Annotated in this window: 18 protein-coding genes and 1 pseudogene; 8 read left to right on the top strand and 11 right to left on the bottom strand. The window is 72.2% G+C overall.

The window, feature by feature from the left end; genetic code table 11:
• Positions 1-780 (top strand): glycoside hydrolase family 18 protein (locus ACWEVN_RS37765; RefSeq protein ID WP_452054466.1); only part of this gene is annotated, 780 nt, incomplete at its 5' end.
• A gap of 275 nt (positions 781-1,055) precedes the next feature.
• Here the strand turns inward: ACWEVN_RS37765 and ACWEVN_RS37760 are convergent.
• Positions 1,056-2,000: pseudogene (locus ACWEVN_RS37760) on the bottom strand (MFS transporter); the annotation flags it as partial.
• 54 nt (positions 2,001-2,054) lie between these two features.
• On the opposite strand from ACWEVN_RS37760, the gene ACWEVN_RS37755 reads away from it, so the two are divergent.
• A complete protein-coding gene (locus ACWEVN_RS37755) occupies positions 2,055-2,429 on the top strand; it encodes a MerR family transcriptional regulator (RefSeq protein WP_449681047.1) in 375 nt (124 codons plus the stop codon).
• Positions 2,430-2,480: 51 nt separating this feature from the next.
• Here ACWEVN_RS37755 and ACWEVN_RS37750 read toward each other — a convergent pair whose 3' ends face one another.
• A complete protein-coding gene (locus tag ACWEVN_RS37750) occupies positions 2,481-2,906 on the bottom strand; it encodes a DUF5709 domain-containing protein (protein ID WP_449681046.1) in 426 nt (141 codons plus the stop codon).
• A gap of 81 nt (positions 2,907-2,987) precedes the next feature.
• Here ACWEVN_RS37750 and ACWEVN_RS37745 point away from each other — a divergent pair, with 81 nt between their 5' ends.
• Positions 2,988-3,812: a cyclase family protein gene (locus tag ACWEVN_RS37745; RefSeq protein WP_452054465.1), complete on the top strand. Its 825-nt coding sequence runs from the start codon at positions 2,988-2,990 to the stop codon at positions 3,810-3,812.
• Here the strand turns inward: ACWEVN_RS37745 and ACWEVN_RS37740 are convergent.
• From ACWEVN_RS37740 to ACWEVN_RS37730, 3 genes are all read right to left on the bottom strand, one after another.
• Positions 3,809-6,100, bottom strand: coding sequence for a putative bifunctional diguanylate cyclase/phosphodiesterase (locus ACWEVN_RS37740; RefSeq protein ID WP_452054464.1), 2,292 nt, complete (start codon positions 6,098-6,100; stop codon positions 3,809-3,811). The genes ACWEVN_RS37745 and ACWEVN_RS37740 overlap by 4 nt on opposite strands.
• A 163-nt stretch (positions 6,101-6,263) precedes the next feature.
• On the bottom strand, positions 6,264-7,082 hold the full coding sequence (locus ACWEVN_RS37735) for an ABC transporter permease (RefSeq protein ID WP_452054463.1): 819 nt from the start codon (positions 7,080-7,082) through the stop codon (positions 6,264-6,266).
• Positions 7,072-7,971 carry an ABC transporter ATP-binding protein gene (locus ACWEVN_RS37730; protein ID WP_452054462.1) on the bottom strand — a complete coding sequence of 300 codons (900 nt, stop codon included), beginning with the start codon at positions 7,969-7,971 and terminating at the stop codon, positions 7,072-7,074. Before ACWEVN_RS37730 ends, ACWEVN_RS37735 begins: the two co-directional genes overlap by 11 nt.
• Before the next feature lie 112 nt (positions 7,972-8,083).
• Here ACWEVN_RS37730 and ACWEVN_RS37725 point away from each other — a divergent pair, with 112 nt between their 5' ends.
• Positions 8,084-9,133, top strand: a complete 1,050-nt coding sequence (locus ACWEVN_RS37725; RefSeq protein WP_449681041.1) for an amidohydrolase family protein — start codon at positions 8,084-8,086, stop codon at positions 9,131-9,133.
• A gap of 18 nt (positions 9,134-9,151) precedes the next feature.
• Here ACWEVN_RS37725 and ACWEVN_RS37720 read toward each other — a convergent pair whose 3' ends face one another.
• Entirely contained in the window at positions 9,152-9,619 is a 468-nt protein-coding gene (locus ACWEVN_RS37720; RefSeq protein WP_452054461.1) for a carboxymuconolactone decarboxylase family protein, read from the bottom strand.
• A 93-nt stretch (positions 9,620-9,712) separates the two neighbouring features.
• On the opposite strand from ACWEVN_RS37720, the gene sigJ reads away from it, so the two are divergent.
• Positions 9,713-10,576 carry an RNA polymerase sigma factor SigJ gene (sigJ, locus tag ACWEVN_RS37715; RefSeq protein WP_452054460.1) on the top strand — a complete coding sequence of 288 codons (864 nt, stop codon included), beginning with the start codon at positions 9,713-9,715 and terminating at the stop codon, positions 10,574-10,576.
• On the opposite strand, the gene ACWEVN_RS37710 is transcribed toward sigJ, so the two are convergent.
• Both ACWEVN_RS37710 and ACWEVN_RS37705 read right to left on the bottom strand, forming a co-directional pair.
• On the bottom strand, positions 10,573-10,743 hold the full coding sequence (locus ACWEVN_RS37710) for a hypothetical protein (RefSeq protein WP_310967369.1): 171 nt from the start codon (positions 10,741-10,743) through the stop codon (positions 10,573-10,575). The two genes, sigJ and ACWEVN_RS37710, sit on opposite strands and share 4 nt — an antisense overlap.
• A 141-nt stretch (positions 10,744-10,884) precedes the next feature.
• Positions 10,885-11,076, bottom strand: coding sequence for a hypothetical protein (locus ACWEVN_RS37705; RefSeq protein WP_452054459.1), 192 nt, complete (start codon positions 11,074-11,076; stop codon positions 10,885-10,887).
• A 175-nt stretch (positions 11,077-11,251) separates the two neighbouring features.
• On the opposite strand from ACWEVN_RS37705, the gene ACWEVN_RS37700 reads away from it, so the two are divergent.
• The gene (locus tag ACWEVN_RS37700) at positions 11,252-12,049 is read left to right on the top strand and encodes a hypothetical protein (RefSeq protein WP_452054467.1); all 798 of its coding nucleotides are present in this window, start codon (positions 11,252-11,254) and stop codon (positions 12,047-12,049) included.
• 231 nt (positions 12,050-12,280) lie between these two features.
• Positions 12,281-12,910, top strand: a complete 630-nt coding sequence (gene shbA / locus ACWEVN_RS37695) for an RNA polymerase sigma factor ShbA (RefSeq protein WP_449681249.1) — start codon at positions 12,281-12,283, stop codon at positions 12,908-12,910.
• 3 nt (positions 12,911-12,913) lie between these two features.
• Here the strand turns inward: shbA and ACWEVN_RS37690 are convergent, their stop codons facing one another.
• From ACWEVN_RS37690 to ACWEVN_RS37680, 3 genes are all read right to left on the bottom strand, one after another.
• Positions 12,914-13,216: a cupin domain-containing protein gene (locus ACWEVN_RS37690; protein WP_449681037.1), complete on the bottom strand. Its 303-nt coding sequence runs from the start codon at positions 13,214-13,216 to the stop codon at positions 12,914-12,916.
• Positions 13,213-13,713, bottom strand: a complete 501-nt coding sequence (locus ACWEVN_RS37685) for a sigma-70 family RNA polymerase sigma factor (protein ID WP_452054458.1) — start codon at positions 13,711-13,713, stop codon at positions 13,213-13,215. Before ACWEVN_RS37685 ends, ACWEVN_RS37690 begins: the two co-directional genes overlap by 4 nt.
• A 354-nt stretch (positions 13,714-14,067) precedes the next feature.
• Positions 14,068-14,421, bottom strand: a complete 354-nt coding sequence (locus tag ACWEVN_RS37680) for an RNA-binding S4 domain-containing protein (RefSeq protein ID WP_449681248.1) — start codon at positions 14,419-14,421, stop codon at positions 14,068-14,070.
• A 238-nt stretch (positions 14,422-14,659) separates the two neighbouring features.
• Here ACWEVN_RS37680 and ACWEVN_RS37675 point away from each other — a divergent pair.
• A partial coding sequence (locus ACWEVN_RS37675; protein ID WP_452054457.1) for a GMC oxidoreductase occupies positions 14,660-16,253 on the top strand: 1,594 nt, incomplete at its 3' end.

The raw sequence follows: 16,253 nt of genomic DNA, 5'->3' as shown, positions 1-16,253 counted from the left end.
CGGGCGGCGAAGAACCCGGCCGCGTTCGCGGAATCCTGCTACAACCTGGTCAACGACCCGCGCTGGGCCGGTGTCTTCGACGGCATCGACATCGACTGGGAGTACCCCAACGCCTGCGGGGACACCTGCGACACCAGCGGCCCGAAGGCGTTCACCGGGCTGGTCAAGGCGCTGCGCGCGAAGTTCGGGCGCCAGCTGGTGACCGCCGCGATCACCGCCGACGGCTCGAAGAACGGCAAGATCGACGCCACCGAGTACGGCGCCGCGAGCCGGTACCTCGACTGGTACAACGTGATGACCTACGACTACTTCGTCGCCGGCGCCAGTCCGAACGGGCCGACCGCGCCGCACTCGCCGTTGCGCGCCTACCCCGGCCTCCCGACCGCCGGCTACTACGCGGACGCGGCCATCCAGAAGCTGCGCCACCAGGGCGTGCCGTCGTCGAAGATGTTGCTGGGCCTCGGGTTCTACGGCCGCGGCTGGGACGGCGTGACGCAGAAGCAGCCCGGCGGCACGGCGACCGGCCCGGCGCCCGGCACCTACGAGGCGGGCGTCGAGGACTACAAGGTCCTCAAGACCCGGTGCCCCGCCAACGGCAAGATCGCCGGTACGGCGTACGCGAAGTGCGGCTCGCAGTGGTGGAGCTACGACACCCCCGAGACGGCGTCGGCCAAGGCCGGGTACGCGAAGTCGCAGGGGCTCGGCGGCGTGTTCGCCTGGGAGCTTTCGGGCGACACGGCGAACGCGGAACTGCTGCGGGCCATCGCCGGCCGCTGCTGAAAGCTGGAGGGCCCGGGCGCGAGCGCGTCCGGGCCCTTCGTCCACTCAGGACCCCTCAGGACCGGGCGGGGAAACCCGTGCCGCCGGGCGCCGAGGACCACCGCGAGCACCGGCAGCAGGAGCACGAGCAGCGTCCAGGGGAACGACGCCGGCCCGGCGGTGTCGAGCAGGACCCCGCCGGCCACGCCGCCCGCGGCCATCGCCGCGTTCCACAGCGTGACGAGCATGGCCTGCGCGTTGTCGGCCGCGGCGCCGCCGGCGGTTCCGGCCGCCGTCTGCAGCAGCGTCGGGACGCCGCCCCAGCCGAGTCCCCAGAGCGCCACCGCGACGTAGACCAGCGCCGGGCTGTGCGCGAACACCGCCAGCAGCGTCGCCGCCAGCGCGACGCCGACGGTGCTGAGCACCGTCAGCGCCCGCAGTGCGCGGTCGATCCGGGCGCCGACGATGGCGATGCCGGCCATCGACGCGATCCCGAACACCAGCAGCACGACGTCCACCGCGTCCGCCATCCCGGCGTGGCCGAGGAAGGCGGCGACGTAGGTGTAGAGCACGGTGTGGGCCAGCACGAACACGAGCGTCACGGCGAGCACGGGCACGACACCGGGGACGCCGAGCGTGCGCAGGACGGGCGTCCGGCCGGTCGTCTGCCCCGGCTGGTCCGGGACCGCCGCGGCGATCCACCCGAGCAGGACGACCGCGATCGCCGACATGACGCCGAACGCCGAGCGCCAGCCGAGCAGGCCGCCCAGGAACGTCCCGGCCGGGATGCCGAGCGAGAGGGCCAGCGGGATGCCGGCCATCACGATCGCGATGGCCCGGCCCTGGTTGCCCGGGACGAGCCGGCGCGCGTAGCCGGCGAGCAGCGCCCAGACCACGCCCGCGGCCACCCCGGCGACGAAGCGCGCCACCATCGTCGGCGCGTAGTCCGAGGACAGCGTCGTGACCGTGTTGGCCACCGCGAACCCGGCGACCCCGGTGAGCAGCAAGCGTTTGCGGGACCAGCCCGCGGTGGCGGCCGACAGCGGGATCGCGGTCAGCGCGGTGCCGAGCGCGTAGATCGTCACCGCCTGGCCGGCCGCGGCTTCGCCGACGCCGAGACCGGCGCTCATCCCGGGCAGCACGCCGGCCGGCAGCGCCTCGGTGAGCACGGTGACGAACGCGGCGGTGGTCAGGGCGAGGAGGGCGGTGAGCGGAAGAGGGCGGGTCCGGATGTTCGTCATGCCGCTATGCTCGAACCCTCACATTGATGTGAAGGTCTACGTGAGGTGGGGCACATGCGGATCGGCGAGCTCGCGGAGCGCACGGGCACGTCCCGGCGGCTCCTCCGGTACTACGAGGAACAGGGCCTGATCATCGCGAGCCGCGGCCCGAACGGCTACCGCGACTACGACGAGCCGACGGTCGACCGGGTGATCCAGGTGCGCGGCCTGCTCGACGCCGGCCTGCCCACCCGGATCATCAAGCAGATCCTGCCCTGCCTGGACAAACCCCGCACGATCTACTTCCCGGACGCGACCCCGGAGATGATCGCGACCCTGGAAGCCGAGCGCGACCGCATGACCCGGCGCGCGGAATGCCTGCTGCGCAACCGCGACGCGATCGGCGAGTACCTGGCCGCGGTCCGCGAGTACGACTCCGCCGCCCGGTGACCGGATCCTCGAACCGGTGCCCCTGGCGGCCGGGCCGGAGCTTCTGCTGACTCACCAGCGTCGGGACGGGTCGATCACGTGGACCGCCGCTTCCTCCGCCGAAGCCGCGCCGTCGTCGATGCCGGCGTCCGAGGCGTACAGCTCTTCGTCGGTGTCTTCGCCGAAGCCTTCGTCCGTGGCGACCAAGCGGCCCGCGCGGACGTCGCCGACCTCGTCGTCGATCAGCTCGCCGTCGGTGTCCTCGGTGTCGCCCAAGCCGTCGTCGTCGAGGTCGTCGGCCAGGTCGGGGACTTCGCGGGCGAGGCGGCCCGCCCAGCTCTCACCCTCCGCCGTCTCGCGCGCAGTGGTGCCCCAGCCTTCGGTGGCCTGCGCGCGTTCCGGTGGTGAATAACCCTCCGCGAGCTCGTCGCGGTCGTCCAAAGTGTCCTCGGGGTCGAGGATGCCGTTGTCGGCGTTGTCTTCGATGTCGTTGTCCACGACCACATCTTCGCGCAACTCATTGGCTGCGCCCAGTCCGGGTGATATGACCGTGGAAACAAGGCCGAAAGGTGATCCCTCATGCCGATGAGACGCAGGGTGCTGGCCGCGGGGCTGGCCGGGGTGTTCGGCGCCGCGCTGTCCGGGCGGACGGCGCAAGCCTCGGAAGTCACCGGAGCCGCGCCGCCGGTGCGGCTCGACCAGCTGAACCTGGTCAACCTCTCGCACGTCAACGACCCCGCCACGACCAACGTCTTCCCCGGGGACCCGGCCTTCGAGCTGGAAACCATCGCCACCATCCCCGAAGACGGCTACTACCTGCAGTTCGTCCGCGAAGGCGAGCACACCGGGACGCACTGGGGCGCGCCCGGCCACTTCAACACCGGGGAGCCGCTCGCCGACGACATGGACCCGGCGGACCTGTTCCGGCCCGCCGTCAAGATCGACGTCCGGGCGAAGGCGGCGCACAACCCGGACTACGCGGTCACGATCGACGACCTCAAGGCGTGGGAGAAGCGCCACGGCCGGATCCCGAACGAGTCCGTCGTCGTGCTGTGGACCGGCTGGGACGCCAAGTGGGGCACCCCGGCCTTCCCGAACACCGGCGCGGACGGCGTCCTGCACCAGCCCGGGTTCTCGATCCCGGCGGTGCAGTGGCTGATCGACACCGGCCGGCTGGGTCGCCGCGGCGGGACGGGCACCGACACGTTCAGCCCCGACGTCGGCACCGACGAGACGTACACGGTGTCCAAGCTGGTCTACCGGCGGCACCGGATCAGCCTGGAGATCCTGGCGAACCTGAAGGCCCTGCCGACGACGGGTGCCTGGGTCCTCGCCGGCGGCCCGATCAACCGCAACGGCGCGGGCTCGACGGCGACGATCTTCGGCGTGATCCCGCCGGATTAACCGGCCGAGAGCGTCGACAGCCGCAGCGAAGACAGCGGGGCCGGGCGGCCGAAGCGGTAGCCCTGGGCGGTCGTGCAGCCCGCCCGGGTGACCAGTTCGGCCTGCTCGGCCGTTTCGATGCCCTCGGCGACCACGGCCACGTCGAGGTCGGCGCACAGGCCGACCAGCGATCGGCACAGGGCCGCGTCGCGGTCCGGGCGCACACCGGTGGTCAGCGCGCGATCCAGCTTGATCAGGTCGACCGGCAGCGCGTGCAGCACCGTCAGGGAGCTGTACCCCGCGCCGAAGTCGTCGAGGGCCACCCGGACGCCCAAGTCCTGCAGGCGCCGGATCGCGGCCGCGCCCGCCGCCAGGTCCGGGACCGGCACCGTTTCGGTGATCTCGACGATCAGGCGGTCCGCCGGCAGGCCGTACCGGTCCAGCGCGGACCCGACGCTCTCCTCCAGCGTGGCGGCGCCGAGCCGGCTCGCGCACACGTTCACGTGCACGGTCAGGTCGATCCCGGCCGCGGTGATCTCGCGGCAGGCGAGGTCCAGCACCAGCGCGTCCAGTTCCGCGCCGAGACCGGCGCCTTCCGCCGCGCGGACGAACGTCTCGGGCGACACCGAGGTGCCGTCCCGGGTGGTCCAGCGGGCCAGCGCCTCCACCGCCACCGGCTGCTCGTCGGCCAGCCGGACGATCGGCTGGAACACCAGCGCGAACCCCTCCGGGAGACCGCCGCGGCGCAGCGCCGACGGGAAGTCGGGCGGCCCGTCCGGCGACGGGTGGTAGACGACCGTCGTGTCCTTGCCGAGCCGCTTGCCCGCGTACATCGACGTGTCCGCGCGGCCCAGCAGCACGTCCGACGTCACCGCCGGCTCGGCCGGGTCCGGCACGACCAGGCCCATGCTCGCGCGGACCGGCACCAGCGTGCCGTGCACCGCGAACGGCCGCCGCAGCGCGCTCTGGATCCGGTCGGCGACCGCCTGCGGGGCGTCGACCTCGCCCTCCAGCAGGATCGCGAATTCGTCGCCGCCCAGGCGCGCGACGGTGTCGCCCGCGCGGACGCAGCTCAGCAGCCGCTGGGCGACCGCGTGCAGCAGGACGTCGCCGCCCGCGTGCCCGAACCGGTCGTTGACCTCCTTGAAGTCGTCGAGGTCGACGAAGATCAGCACGAGCGGCCCTTCGGCGCCCTGCTCGATGGCGCGGTCCAGCCGGTCGGCGAAGAGCGCGCGGTTGGCCAGGCCGGTCAGCGGGTCGTGGTAGGCCTGGTGGGTCAGCGCCTGCTGGCCCTCGTACACCCGGCGCAGCAGCAACCGGTTGTCCAGCAACGAAAGCAGCTGCCGGGCCAGCACCAGGAACACCACCAGCGCGCCGACGAGCACCTCGACGCCGTCCGGGCCGGCCCCGGCCACGATCTGCACGGTGATCAGCAGCGCGACCGCGGTGACCGGCAGGTACGGCAGCGCCACCTGCCACCAGTCGACGCCGACCGCCTGGCCGGCGTCGTCCCGCCGCCGCGTGTTGGGCGTGACCAGCAGGGCGAAGGCGATGAACAGCGGGCCGAGCACGAATCCGGCGTCCGACCACGGCTTCATGCTTTCCGCGCCGATGCTGACCAGGTAGGCGAACACGCTGTCGGAACAGGCCAGCGCGACGATCCCGAGGGCGGCGAGCAGCAGGTTCGCGCGGTAGGGGCGGTCCACCCGGTCGAACACGACCAGCAGCACGGCGACGACCACGACGACCAGATCGGTCAGCGGGTAGGCGATGGCGACGGCCCAGGTCAGCGCGTCCGGCCCGGTGGCCTGGACCACCTGCCCGAGCGCGGCGGTCCAGGTGAGGATGAACAGCGAGCCGGTGACGACCAGGCCGTCGAGCACCACGGCGACCCCGAAGTGGGCGGTCCACTGTGCCGGCTGCCAGCGTTCGCGGTCCGGCCGCGCGCGGGCCCGGGCGAGCACGAACAGCGCCGGGAGCGCGAACAGCGGGAAGCTCAGGTACCCGACGTCGGCCAGCGACGGCGACGGCAGCCCGCGGCCGTCGACCAGCTGGTAGTAGGACCAGACGCACTGGCCGAGCGACCAGCCGGTCATGCCGATCGCGACCAGCACCCGCCACCACCGCTGGTGCCCCCGCACCCGCCGGGCGACGACGATGCCGCAGACGATCCCGGTGACCCCGGCCCCGAGCTGCAGGGCGTCGTCGATCCACAGGGCGAAGGTGTCGCCCCAGAAGGCGAAGCCGTTCACCACGACCACGGCCGCCGTGACGAGGACGAGCAGGATGGCCACTGGGTACCGTCGCACTGTCATGGCACCTCACGCGGTCACGCACGCCGGTCGGACCGGCAAACACTACACCGGGCGTGATCAACCACAAGCGCACCGGCACCGGCGCCGGTCAGGCGGTGATGCGGGCGGGTCGCTTCCGGGGTAGGCCGGGGCGGGCTCGGCGTCGAGGGTGCGCGAGTCAGGCGATGTCGCGGCGCTGCAGCAGCCAACCCCCGAGGGCGCCGAACGCGAGCACGTACGCCGCCAGCACCGCTGTCGCCTGCCCGGCCCCGACCACCTGCTCGACCCCCGGTGCGCTCGCCCCGAACGCGGCGGCCAGCGCGCCCGCGTTCGGGCCCGGCAGGGCCTTCTGCAGCTGCGCGACCCAGTCCAGCAGCGGCGCGGCGATCGACGCGAGCAGGTTCTGCACCGCGAGCAGCCACACCAGCCCCAGCCCGATCGGGAGCGCCACCGAGCGCAGGCCGATCGCCAGCAGCACCCCGAGCGCGCCCCACATGGTCGCCACCAGCCAGCCCGCGCCGAGGCCGGTCAGGACGTCGGACACCGCCGGCCAGCCGATCGGCTGCCCTTCGAGCGACGCCACGAGCGCGCTCGCCCCCGCCGTCGTCGCGAACAACGTCAGCACCGCGGCGAGGGCGGCCAGCGCGACCGTGACCAGCTTCGCGCCGTACACCACCACCCGTGACGGGTGCTGCACGAGCACGGTTTTCCAGGTGCCGTAACCGTATTCGCTCCCGGCGACCAGCACGCCGAAGATCAGCGCCAACGCCCCGACGAAGATCGGCAGCCCGCCCAGAGCGCTGCCGACGAAGGCGTCCGGCAGCAGCGCGGCCAGCCCGCGGCCGCTGCCCGGTGGCCCGGACGCCGCCCCGCTCAGGCCCGCGTACGGGACGGCGTACCCGAACATCAGCGTCAGGACGACGGCGACGGCCAGCAGCAGCCAGGTCGCCGGACGGCGGGACTGCTTGGTCAGCTCGGCGCGGATGTCACGCAGCATCGGGGCTACCTCCGGTCAGGGCGAAGAAGGTCTGTTCCAGGTCGGGTTCGTGCCAGCGCAGTTCGGTGACGACGAACCCGGCGCCGACCAGCTCGGCGTTGACCCGCCCGGCCTGCTCCGGGGCGACGTCGAGTTCGAGCGCGGTCCCGTCGAGACGGATGCGGGACAGCCCGAAGAGGCGGCCGAGGTGCTCGCGGGCGTTCGGGAGCGGATCGGCGACGACGCGCAGCGCGCCACCCGCGCGCAGGTCCTCGACCGTGGTCTCGGTGACGAGCCGGCCGTGGTCGAGGACGCCGACGCGGTCGCAGATCTGCTCGACCTCGGCCAGCAGGTGGCTGGACAGCAGCACGGTGCAGCCGCCCGCGGCCAGCTTGCGGAGGGTGACCCGCATGTCGGCCATGCCCGCCGGGTCGAGGCCGTTGGTCGGCTCGTCGAGCACCACCAGCTCAGGGTCCTTCAGCAGCGCCGCGGCCAGGCCGAGCCGCTGCTTCATGCCGAGCGAGTAGGTCGCGTACCGGTCCTTGGCGCGGTCGGTGAGGCTGACGACGTCGAGCACGGCGTCGACGCGCGTCCGGCGCACCCCGGCGTGGTCGGCGAGCACCCGCAGGTTGGCCCGGCCCGACAGGTACGGGTAGAAGGCGGGGCCTTCGATCAGGGCACCGACGCGGGCGAGGCTGGCGGGGCCCGGTTCGGCACCGAGCAGCCGGACGCGGCCGGCGGTCGGCCGGATCAGGCCGAGCAGCATCCGCAGCGTCGTCGTCTTGCCGGCGCCGTTCGGGCCGAGGAAGCCGTAGACCTCGCCGGCGGGCACGGACAGGTTCAGGTCTTCGACAGCGGCGATCTCGCCGTAGCGCTTGGTCAGCGCGGTGGTCTCCACGGGCAGGGTCACGGTGGCCTCCTTCTGGCGTCTCCCATGGTCGGGATCGCGGCGCTCGCGAGCGTCCGCCGCCGGACGGCACTTGCGCCTACGCCGGGCTGCGTACGCGGGTACGGTCGAAGTGGTGATCACGCGCATCCGGGGGTACGCGCTGCCGAGCGGCGAGTACACCGACCTCTACGCCGACGGCGACCGCTGGACGACCGACCCGGTGCCCGGCGCGACCCTGGTCGCCGAAGGCTGGCTGCTGCCCGGCCTGGTCGACGCGCACACCCACCCCGGTGCGGAGGCGCCGGGGCAGCCGATGGACGACGAGCTGCTCCGCGCGCACCTGCACCAGCACGTCGACGCCGGGGTCACGCTGATCCGCTCGCCGGGCCTGCCGGGCGAGCCGCCGCCGTGGTTCGGCGAGGACCCCGACGTGCCGCGGGCCCGGCACGCGGGACCGTGGCTGGCGCAGGAAGGCCAGTTCTTCGACGGCTGGGGCCGCCGCGCGGCGCACGACGAGCTCCCGGCGCTGGCGGCGGTGCAGGCCGCGCGCACGGGGTGGGCGAAGATCATCGCGGACTGGCGGGTCGGCGATTCCGCGGTCCCGGTGGACGTGCTGCGGGCGGTGGTGCGCGAGGTGCACGCCGTCGGCGGCCGGGTCGCGGTGCACAGCCAGCACCCCGAGGGCGGTGCCGCGGCGGTGCTGGCGGGTGTCGACTCCCTCGAACACGGCATGTGCCTGGACCCGGGTCTCCTGGCGCGGATGGCCGCCCAGGGGACGGCGTTGACCCCGACGCTGTCGACGATCACGGAGAGCCTAGGGCGCCGGGAACGGCAGCCGGACAGCCCGGCCCGGACGTGGTACTTGAGCGGCGCGCGGGTCCACGGAGCACTGACCGCGGCCGCGGCGGAAGCGGGCGTGCGCGTGCTGGCGGGCACGGATTCCCTGCCGCACGGCGGGATCGTCGCGGAGATCCGGGCGTTGCTGGCCGCGGGAGTGCCACCGCACGAGGCACTGGCGGCGGCGTCGTGGAGCGCGCGGGAGTACCTGGGGCTCGGCGGGTTGGAGCCGGGCGCGCCGGCGGACGCGGTGGTGTACGACCGGGATCCGCGTGTCGAACCGGATCAGTTGGCGGACCCGGCGGCGGTGGTGCTGCGCGGCCGGTGTGTGCGGCGCCGCGGGTGAGGGCGGCGCCGCGGCCGGTCAGCGGTAGTTCTTCCCCAGTGGCAGGCCCGGGATCGGCTTGGCGATCAGCGCCACCGGGACGAAGTAACTCATCTGGCTCAGCACGAGCGTGAGCGTCCACAACGCCTTGTCGTCGTAGCACGCGGACGCCCGGGCGAAGAGCTCGTCCGGCACCCGCTCGGTCGTCGAACGCGCCGTGAAGACCGCCTCGGCGAGCTCCAGTGCCACGCGCTCTTCCTCGCTGAAGTACGGCGAGGTCGGCCAGGACGCCACGGACGTGACCTGCTCCTCGCTCGCCCCCGCTTTGCGGAGCAGCTCGGCCTGCCTGATCGTGTGGTACGTGCTGCCGACCAGCTGGCCGATGCGCAGCTGCACCAGGTGGATCGTGCTCCGCGGGATCGAGCCGTTCATGGTGATCCTGGTCAGCGCGCCGGCGATGTCGCCCATCTCGGGGAAGAACTGCGACGGGTCGGGAAGACGGGACATCTGTTTTCCTTTCGTCGTTTCGGGTCCTGACGAAACGGCTCGCCCGGTTGTGAGGCGACGTCACAAACCGCCGTCCCGGATCGTCGGAGTGGTGTGACTGATCTCTTGCAGGAGCGGCGGCAGCTGACCGGCCTCGCCTACCGGCTCCTCGGTTCGCTGAGCGACGCCGAGGACGTCGTCCAGGAGGCGTACGGCCGGTGGTACGCGCTGTCCGGGCCGCAGCGGGAGGCCATCGCGTCGCCCGGGGCGTGGCTGACGACGGTGGCCAGCCGGATCTGCCTCGACCAGCTGCGGTCGGCCCGCGTCCGCCGGGAGCGGTACATCGGCGAGTGGCTCCCGGAGCCGCTGCCCGGCGAGGCCGGCGCCGGCACCGATCCGGCCGACCGCGTCACGCTGGACGAGTCGGTCACCATGGCGTTCCTCGTCGTGCTGGAGGCCATGACGCCGGCCGAGCGGGTGGCCTTCGTCCTGCACGACGTCTTCGGCTACCCGTTCGCCGAGGTGGCGGCCGTCCTGGGCCGCTCCCCGGCGGCGGCGCGCCAGCTGGCCTCCTCCGCCCGCCGCCGCGTCCGGGCCGCCCGGGCCCCGGAGCCGGCCCGGGAGAGCGCCGAGGTGGTCCGCGCCTTCAAGACGGCCTGGGAGGCGGGGGACATCGAGGGACTGGTCGGCCTGCTCGACCCGGAGGCCACGGTCGTCGCGGACGGCGGTGGCCTGGTCAGCGCCGTGCGTCGCCCGATCGTGGGCGGCGAGCGGGTGGCGCGGTACGCCGTGGACCTCACGCGCCGGATCGCGCCGTTGTCGCTGGTGGAGGCGACCGTCAACGGGCGGCCGGGGCTGGTCGCCCGGCGGGACGGCGCCCTGGTGGCGGTGCTGGCGTTCGAGGTCGCCGGGGAGGCGGTCCGGCGGATCTGGGCGGTCCGGAACCCGGAGAAACTCCGCTCCTGGCCGGCGGCCTAGCCCGCACCCCGGTCGTCGTGCCGGGCGCGCGGGGCCGGCACGACGAACGCGATCACCGCCGCCGCCAGTCCGACGAGCACGGACAGGTGCGCGGCGGCCGGTACGGCGCTGATCAGGAACAGCCGCAGCGACCCCGAAATCAGCAGGCGCCACATCCTCGGGCTCATGATCAACAAGTACCCCCGGCGGGACGCCGTCAACCGGCGCCGGGGCAGCGGCCCGGTCACGTTCACCCGCGGGGGTGGTGCGCCGCCCGGGTGAACGCCGCCGGGGCCGGAAAGCGCGCCGCGCCGGCGAAGGCGCTCCGGTCATTTCGACACGTTCGACAGCGGTGGTCGCGTGAGTTTCCGCCCGGAATCGTTGCGCCGCAATGCGGTCGCTGTGAACACAACGCCAACAAGTTTCGCCATTACCCGGATGGCGGAAAAGGAAACCGCGGGATAACGATCCGTTTGCCGGAGCGTGATCGACTGGACATCGGCGGTGGCGCTGGCGACCATTGACCTCCGTGCGTGGAAGGGGAGGGGAACGGTGAGCCTCAGTGCGGCGGACGTGGTCGGCGAACTCAAGGCCCTGCGCAAAGGGAGGGCAATTTTCACGACACCGCTCGCGGACCGGATCGGCCCCGCATTGCGCACCACTTGCGGCATTGTCGAAGATGACGGAACCGTGGAGATGCGGCGTAAGCTGTCCGACCGATTGCGCCCGCTGGTCGAGTCGCTGCCGGACGATCTGAAGATCGCTTTGCTGGCCGCATTCGCGCTCGAGGAGCGGGCGCGGAAACCGTTCTACCAGGAACGGGTGCACTGGGCCGCGATCACGCTCGACCGGGACGACCGGACGGTCCGGCGGCGGATCGACGAGGGGATCGAGCAGATCGCCGCGCTGGCCGTCGCGGCGGCCGTGCCGGCGCCGCGGCACTATCCGGGCCGCGGCTGGCACACCGAAGAACTGCGCGTCACGCTGGCTCTCGATCAACCGGTGCCGGAGGCGTTCGAATTCCGGCGGGTGGTCGCCGACGCCGACGAAATCGCCGTCCTCGACCTGGCGCTGACGTTGCCGGTCACCGGCGAACCGGGCGTTTCGGTGCACGAGTCGGAGTTCGGAGTCGACGTGTTCCACGGTGGGGTGCTAACGCACCGGGTGATGGAATCGAGTGACCGGATCGGGCTCGTGTTGCGGCTGCCGGAGCCGTTGCGCCGGGGCGCGCGGCACGAGGTCGGGCTGCGATTCCGGGCGAACCTGCGAGAACCGCGTTACCTCTGCGTGCCGCGCCACCCGTGCGATCTTTTCGATCTGCACGTCCGGTTCGGTGACCGCGTGCCGAGGCGGATCGTGCGGCAGGACGGGGTTTCCCCGGCCGACGACTCCTCGCGCGCCGGTGCGGTGCTGCCGGCCGACGACGCCGGCGAGGTGCACGTCCGGTTCCGGGACCTCGAGCCGGGCTTCGCCTACGGAATCCGCTGGGCTTGATCGTCCGCTTTCCGTCCACATTTTGTCCCGTACGCCGAAGGTGCCCGGCGGCCGTTCGGACGGGGTCGTGAACGATTAACGGACAATACCTGGACAACCACCAGCACCGTGCAACGTTGCAGGTCAGCGCCTCGATTACGCCATATGACGGATCGGGGACGTCCAGGCACCACACTGTCCGTTGTGGACGGACGCTCCCGGTGGCGGGCACGAGGAGGGCGCGTGGAAACCATGATCGCGGAGGCGGCGGAGGCCGTCGACGGCTACACCGTGCTGGCGGATTCGCCGAGGCCGGAGGGTGGCCTGGCCAAGGAACAGCTCGACCCGGTGGTGGCGGCGGCGCGCGACGGCGACCCGGAGGCGGTCCAGGCGCTGCTGCGGCTGATCAAGCCGACGGTGGTGCGGTACTGCCGGGCGCGGATCGGCGGCCGGGACCTGTCCTACCTGTCCGCCGACGACGTCGCCCAGGAGGTGTGCCTGGCGGTGCTGAAGGTGCTGCCGGGGTACCAGGACCGCGGGGGCTCGTTCCTGTACCTCGTGCGCGCGATCGCGGCGAACAAGGTCGCCGACGCGTTCCGCTCGGTGGCCCGGGACCGGTCGAAGCCGGTGCCGGAGCTGCCGGACCGGCCGCTGGGCGGCAACGAGCCGGAGAACCACGTCCTCGAGCTCGACCTGGGGGCCCGGCTGGGCCGGCTGCTGGCGTTGCTGCCGCCGCTGCACCAGGACATCCTGTCGCTGCGGATCGTCGCCGGCCTGTCGGCGAACGAGACGGCGGAGGCGCTGGGCATCTCCGCCGGCAACGTCCGGATCACGCAGTTCCGCGCCCTGACGAAGCTGCGCGGCATGATCGGCGAGCTGTAGGCGTCACTCGAGCCATTCGGTGATGAAGTGGTCGCTTTCGTGGATGTGCACGGCCTCGTAGACGCCGGGGCCGAGCACGGCGAACTTGTGCGGCGTGCCCGCCGGGACGACGAGCACGTCCCCGGCGCCGCCGTCGCGCTCTTCGTCGCCGACGGTGAACCGCGCCCGCCCGCGGATGATCACGAACGTCTCGGTGTAGGGGTGCCGGTGCAGCCGCGGCCCGGAGCCGACGACGTCCGTGCTTTCGCGGATGACCGAGACTCCGGACCCGACGTCGCGTCCTTCGAAATTCTCGCTGTCGCTCACCTGGCCAGGGTAGCCGTCGCGACGACCCGGCGGAGCCGCCCGAGCGCCCGGTGCTGGGCGACGCGGACCGCACCCGGCGTCGAGCCCACCGCGGCGGCGGTCTCCTCCGCGGACAGGCCGACGACCACGCGCAGGACGACGATCTCGCGTTGTTTCCGGGGCAGCACGCCCAGGAGCTTCGCCACCCGCTCGCGCAGTTCGCGCCGGAGCGTGTGGTGCGCGGGATCGAGCGACGAGTCGGCCGCATCGGGCAGTTCGGCGACCGGCTCGTCCGGCCGCGCGGCGGCCTTCCGCGCGGCGGTGACCTTGGTGCGGGCGATGTCGCAGACGAAGCCGGGCAGCGGACGTCCCGGCGGCCGCCGCGGCAGGGCCGTGAGCAGGGCCACGCAGACGTCCTGGGCGACGTCATCGGCCGAGTCGGGGTCCAGGCGCGCGCGGCAGTAGCGCACCACGAGCGGCCGGGCTGCGGCCAGCGGGTGGTCCGGGGTGGTGGTCATGGTTTCCCTCCGTGCGGGAACTACCCCCACGCCACGGAGATGGACCCGGCCCGCGCGGATTCCCGGCTATTTCCGGGAAGGCCGCGAAAGAGGCGACGATCCGTCGATCGACGGGGGAGATGACCTAGGCCTGCGCGGCCATCCGTGGCGGCCGAGGACCCTGCCGCGCCGAGGCTCCGGACGGGAGGGTCGCGTTCGTGGCGGCGCAGCGGTTCTCGTGGCCCTCCGAACTTCCATGGCGGCTGAGGGGTCTGCCGCCCTACGGCTCCTGCCGGGGCCGGGATGCGTCCAGCACGCGGCGCAGCGGTTCTCGTGGCCCTCCGGACTTCCGTGGCGGCCGAGGGGCCTACCGCCCTACGGCTCCTGCTGGGACCGGAACGCGTCCAGCACGCGGCGCTCCCGTTTGGTCGGCCGCCCGGTGCCGCGGTCGCGGCGGGCGACCGGGATCGCCGTCTCCGGGGGCGGCTTCGGCGTGCGGTCCACGTAGCACGTCGCCGCGTCCGGGGCTCCCACGCGCTTCTGGATCACCCTCACCACGTCGAGCACCTTCGTCGTCCCGCCGACGCGCAGGCGGACCTCGTCGCCCGGGACGACCGTGGTCGCCGGCTTGGCCGGTTTGTCGTTGACGCGCACGTGGCCGCCTCGGCAGGCCGCCGCCGCGTCCGGGCGCGTCTTCGTCAGCCGGACCGCCCAGAGCCAGCGGTCCACTCGGGTGGACTCCACAGTCGTCCATCATGGCCCATTCAGCGGCACGTGCTCGCCACCCCGCCAGGTTACTCGTGGGTATATGTCGACTTGTCTGCACCATCGAGCTATAACTTGTTCTAAATACCTCAACGGTGAGGAACAACACATGAGTGTCGAACCCGTGTGGAGAACAAACTCTGGCTCTGTATCCCGTCGCCTCTTTCTTGCTGGAACTGGTTCTATCTTAGCGAGCGCCGCATTGGCCGGTCGAGCCTCGGCGCAGTCCGCCGCACCGGCCGCCATCGGCGACGGCTCCCGCGTGTCCGCGCTGGTGATCGGTTCGGGTTACGGCGGCTCGGTCGCCGCTCTCCGGCTCGCCCAGGCCGGCATCGACGTGCAGCTGGTCGAGATGGGCATGGCCTGGGACACCCCGGGCGCCGACGGCAAGATCTTCTGCGCCACGCCCAATCCGGACCAGCGCTCGTTCTGGTTGCGCACCAGGACGAAGCAGCCGTTTTCCAACTTCCTCGGGTTCCCGATCGACAAGGACATCCCGCGCTACACGGGCATCCTCGACGCCGAGGAGTTCAGCGGGATCACCGTGTACCAGGGCCGCGGCGTCGGCGGCGGCTCGCTCGTCAACGGCGGCATGGCCGTCACGCCGAAGCGGGAGAACTTCGGCGCCATCCTGCCCACCGTGGACGCGAACGAGATGTACGACGTCTACTACCCGCGCGCGAACGCCGGCCTCGGGGTCGCCACCGTCCGCCCGGCCTGGTTCGACTCCACCGACTGGTACCAGTTCGCGCGCGTCGGCCGGAAACAGGCCCAGCGGTCCGGTTTCCCGTTCGTGTTCGTGCCGGACGTGTACGACTGGGCCTACATGGAGCAGGAGGCGGCGGGCACCGTCCCGAAGTCGGCGCTGGCCGGGGAAATCCTGTTCGGCAACAACTACGGCAAGAAGTCGCTGCAGAAGACCTACCTGCCGAAGATCACCGCGACCGGCCGGGTCACCATTTCGCCGCTGCACCGCGTGACGCAGGTGGTGCCGGCTTCCGGCGGTGGTTACACGGTGACGATCGAGCAGCTCACCACCGCGGGGGCGGTGTCCACGATCAAGACCGTCACGGCGGACACGGTGTTCTTCGCCGCGGGCAGCGTCGGCACGAGCAAGCTGCTGGTCAAGCTGAAGGCGACCGGCGCGCTGCCGAACCTGAACGGCGAGATCGGCAAGAACTGGGGCGACAACGGGAACGTGATGGTGGGGCGGGCCAACCACATCTGGGACCCGACCGGGGCCTCCCAGTCGACCATCCCGTGCGGCGGCATCGACAACTGGAACGCGGGCGGTGCCTTCGCGGAGGTCGCGCCGCTGCCGACCGGGATCGAGACGTGGGCGTCGTTCTACCTGTCGATCACCAAGAACCCGAACCGGGCGCAGTTCACCTGGAACCCGGCGACGCGCGCGGTGGACCTCAGCTGGCAAACGGCGTGGAAGCAGCCGTCGATCGACATGGCGAAGACCATCTTCGACAAGATCAACTCGACCGAGGGCACGATCTACCGGACCGACCTCTTCGGCACGTACAAGATCTGGGGCGACCATCTCACCTACCACCCGCTCGGCGGCGCGGTGCTCGGCAAGGCGACCGACAACTACGGCAGGCTCGCCGGGTACCAGGGCCTGTACGCGATCGACGGCTCGCTGATCCCGGGCAACACGAGCGTCAACCCGTTCGTCACGATCACCGCACTGGCGGAACGCAACATCGAAAAGATCATCGCGCAGATCAACGGCTGCGTCTTCTGCCTCGACTGGCGCACCGAACGCGACGGCGTCAAGGTCGAGCCGG

The sequence above is a fragment of the Amycolatopsis sp. NPDC003861 genome, from assembly GCF_053605405.1.
This window is presented reverse-complemented; position numbering and strand designations above follow the sequence as displayed.